The organism is Microcystis sp. LEGE 08355, from assembly GCF_015207185.1.
GTDB lineage: Bacteria > Cyanobacteriota > Cyanobacteriia > Cyanobacteriales > Microcystaceae > Microcystis > Microcystis panniformis.
Map to the genome: position 1 here is coordinate 1 of NZ_JADEXI010000451.1, position 3860 is coordinate 3860.

At 42.2% G+C, this 3860-nt stretch carries 1 protein-coding gene and 3 pseudogenes; 1 reads left to right on the forward strand and 3 read right to left on the reverse strand.

Annotated features, from left to right (window positions below; all coding sequences use genetic code 11):
* Window positions 1-226: 226 nt before the first annotated feature.
* Together IQ242_RS18985 and IQ242_RS18990 are read right to left on the reverse strand one after the other, a co-directional pair.
* On the reverse strand, window positions 227-1660 hold the full coding sequence (locus tag IQ242_RS18985; protein ID WP_193961040.1) for a bifunctional orotidine-5'-phosphate decarboxylase/orotate phosphoribosyltransferase: 1434 nt from the start codon (window positions 1658-1660) through the stop codon (window positions 227-229).
* Window positions 1661-1672: 12 nt separating this feature from the next.
* Window positions 1673-2677, reverse strand: a pseudogene (locus IQ242_RS18990) (CHAD domain-containing protein).
* Between the two features lie 118 nt (window positions 2678-2795).
* Between IQ242_RS18990 and IQ242_RS18995 the strand changes: the two are divergent.
* A pseudogene (locus IQ242_RS18995) lies at window positions 2796-3674 on the forward strand (ABC transporter permease/substrate-binding protein); the annotation flags it as partial.
* Between the two features lie 20 nt (window positions 3675-3694).
* On the opposite strand, the pseudogene IQ242_RS19000 reads toward IQ242_RS18995, so the two are convergent.
* Window positions 3695-3860 (reverse strand): annotated as a pseudogene (locus IQ242_RS19000) (RNA-guided endonuclease TnpB family protein); the annotation flags it as partial.

Sequence of the window (3860 nt, forward strand, 5' to 3'; positions counted from 1 at the left end):
AAGTAGAGCTTGCTGAATAAATGTGAAATATAGACGAGGTAAGGGTTTTAGGGTTCTGTTTCGCTCCCACAGGTGCAAGATTTTGAGAGAATCGTGGTTCAAAACCTGGCCTCTTCATCGGCCCGCGTCCTGTAGGGGCGAAGCATTCGGGCAATAACCTATCGGTGAAACCCTAGATATTCTATCCGAATGCTTCGCCCCTACTTTTTGCCGCAAACCCTAAATATCAATGGGAGCGATTTAAAAAACAGCTATATTCTGCTTCTGTCAGTCTTCCCGCTTCGTAGAGAGTATCGGTAATTTCTGCTAGGGTTAAAACCGAATAAGCTTGATAACCATGGCTACGAAGTTTATCTTTAACAGGGCCACCATGGTCGATAAAAACCACGATATCATTAACTAATAATCCCGCCGATTTAATCTTGGCTGCCCCCTCGATCGCACTTTTGCCAGAAATTAAAATATCGTCCACTACTACCACGGTTTCCCCCACCTGAAAATTACCTTCAATTACTCTTCTTGTGCCGTGAGCTTTTACTTCTTTGCGGGGGAAAATCATCGGATGATTTAATAATAAAGATAAACCCGTAGCTGTAGGTAAAGAGCCGTAGGGTATGCCAGCAATGCGGTCAAATGTCAAGGTTTTTAATATTTCTCCATAGGCTTCAATTACCTGCTGAAAAATATTAGGATTAGAGATAATTTTTCTCAGATCAATATAATAGGAAAAAGTTTCCCCCGATGCTTGCACATAATCGCCAAACATCAAGCAGCCAATATCAAATAATTGTAGAATTAAATCCTGATGAGGATGTTGTTTTAAAAGACAAACGTTAGCAGTCCAAGTCTCATCTTGGCTCGATTCTTGCTGGTGATTTTGTTGAATTTTGTTGACTTCCTCGCGTAAATCCTTGACTTTTGTTCCCAAATCTGGTTGAGATAAAAAGTCTTGGGGTACAGGAATTAATAAACCCTCGCCATGACTATTTAAACCCACAGTAATTAACTCGGAGAATTTACTTTTGTCTTCCCAAATACTGCGTAATAAAATCAATCTTTCGGGGGCAAAATTGCGAATCTTGGTCAAAATCTCCGGTTGAGTGGTTCCTACTTCTAAAAACACCTGTTCGGGAGTTCCCCAGGTGCAAGCTTCTTTGACAACTTGCAGATAAAAAGGATTGTCGCGACTGGGGAATTCTTGCAGATTAATCGCGCCTTGATTGGAAGTATGACAAAGGATAAAAGCGCCATGCTCGGGATAAACTAAAAAAGGAGCAACGTGATCCTGTCCGGAGTAGGGATTGAGAGTAACCGCGTCCACCTGCCAAGTTTTAAAGATAGTCTCGGCTAAAATACTGCTAGTATTAATATCACCGTGTTTAGCATCCAAAATTACTGGGATATGAGCGGGAATTGCCGTTAAAACTCGCTGTAATAATTCTAAACCTGCCGCTCCCAAAGCTTGATAAAAACCTAAAGTTGGTTTGTAGGCACAGACAAAAGGAGCAGTTTCATCGATAATAAACTTGAGCCACCGTTCCAAATTAACGATTAATTCTCCCGGGGTGGAGGGCATCATTTCGGGGTTAGCATCTAAACCGAGGACAAGTAGAGTCTGGTTTTGACTAATGGCGTGGTTTAACTTTTGAAAAAAATTCATCGGTTCCTAATCTCAGAATTCTGGATTAGTCTCTAATTCTACACTATTTGGTCGAAAAATAGGCTGTAAAATTGTCTGGTGCAGACTTTTTCTGGTGTCAGCGTCAAGAAATTTCTTTTGTAGTGGTTGCCATTCTTGCCATTTTTGGCGACGGATATTTTGGAAAATTTCTAGTTATGTTGGCATTTCCTTGGCCAGACAATTGGGGAAAATTTGGCTAAGAAAATCCGAGAGAACACAACAATCCTGCATTTCTCCGAGAATACCTTGAAGGTTTTTAATATCTTCTAGATACTCTCGATACTTATCGCCATAAAACTGAGGGAATAACTCCATATTATAGCGGGAACGCTTGGCTTCTTTGCGGAGATCGTGCAGTAATAATCCTTCTTTTTCCAATAAGTCATCAATTTCTTGACTAGAAAACTCTCCTACTTTTTGATCTTCCTCTAAATTTACCCCAACTAACCAGCCTTCGTGCAGTAAAAAGCGACTCGCTTGCGGTAATAATAAGTCTGGTAAAACCGTGGCAATATCTAATTTTCCCATCGGTTGATAGGTGGGATTATCCAACCAACTGGCAAAATCTGCCTTAAAATTGAGAAATTTATCGGACTTTAAGAGTTTTTCTACCTTAGCAAAAGCCTTCTCCCTTCGGTGTTCGAGAACTTGTAAAACTTTCTTCAGTAAATCCTGTTCTTTCGGTGGTAAAATTGGCTGATAATGGCCGACAAAAGCCGATTTTAACACATCTAAATCCCGCAATTCTCCTAAAATTCTGCCCAGATTACCCACCCGTTTTTGATCGGCAGATTTCGGCATGGTTAAAGCGGGTCTAAAACCGGTTAAGGTACTGCGAAGACGGCGCATTCCCACACGAATTTGATGTAATTCTTCCGGATCCTGATCGAGTAAAACCCCAGCTTCGTGTTTAAGAACTTTATGAAAATGTTTATCAATACCGATATAGGCCCAATCGGCAACAGTTTTAGCTTGAGGATTAAATTTGTTAGTCATTGGTCTTTAGGGGGGAAATAATGTCAAGATGGTGATAGAGTCTTTAAATAAAGACTGGAACTAATAGATCCCATTCATTCTATACAATAGGATGAAGCAGCCGCTTTAAGAGAAGTTTATGGATAGTTTTTGGCTAGATTATGGGGGGGAAATCGCTTTTCGCACTGGAGAACATCTTTTCTTGACGGGAATAGCCATGGCTATGGGTAGCTTAATTGGGATTCCTCTAGGTATTTTGATTAGTCGTCAAGCTATTCTCGCCCCACCAATTATAGCGATCGTTAACACCCTACAGACTATCCCCAGTTTGGCCCTATTTGGTTTTTTAATTTCCGTGCCTTTTTTGGGAGGAATCGGCAAAATTCCCGCTATTGTTGCCCTAACTCTCTATACTTTACTGCCAATTGTTTTAAATACCTATCTGGGCATCAAAAAAGTTGATCCCGAATTAAAATTAGCCGGGTTATCCCTAGGCATGACCGACGGTCAAATCCTGCGCTATATCGAATTACCCCTGGCCAGGGCGACAATTTTGGCAGGAGTGAGAATTGCGACGGTGATTGCTATCGGTGTGGCTACGATCGCAGCTGCCATTGGTGGCGGTGGTTTGGGAGTGTTTATTTTTCGCGGTATTGCCACGGTCAACAATCAGTTAATTTTGGCGGGGGCAATTCCTGCCGCTTTTTTAGCCCTTGTTGCCGATTGGAGTCTCGGTTGGTTAGAAAAGACCTTTTCCCCTTCGCCACGTCCGAAAAAGCCCTCTAAATGGCAATGGGGCTTAGGTTTAATCGGTTTGGCCCTGCTATCTTTTCTCTTGACTCAAATTTTCCATTCATCCCCCGGCACCGTGGTGATCGGTTCCAAAAATTTTACCGAACAGGTGATTTTAGGGGAAATTTTGGCACAGGAAATCGAAAAAGAGACGAATTTACGGGTTGATCGTCAATTTAATCTCGGTGGTACTCTGATCTGTCTTGACATCCTCGCCGCCGTAAAACGGACGGCGATTCCCAAACCTCACGATTTAGGTTTCTGCTTCTTTCCCTTGCGGGGTTCCGCACCTGCCTTAACAGATTTACTCTGTTCTGGTCTTATGGTCGCTCTACAGACTGACACCGCAAGCCCTGCGGCCAAAATATTTTTACTGGCGTTAATATCTCGGTCATGGTGAGTCCCACAGTCT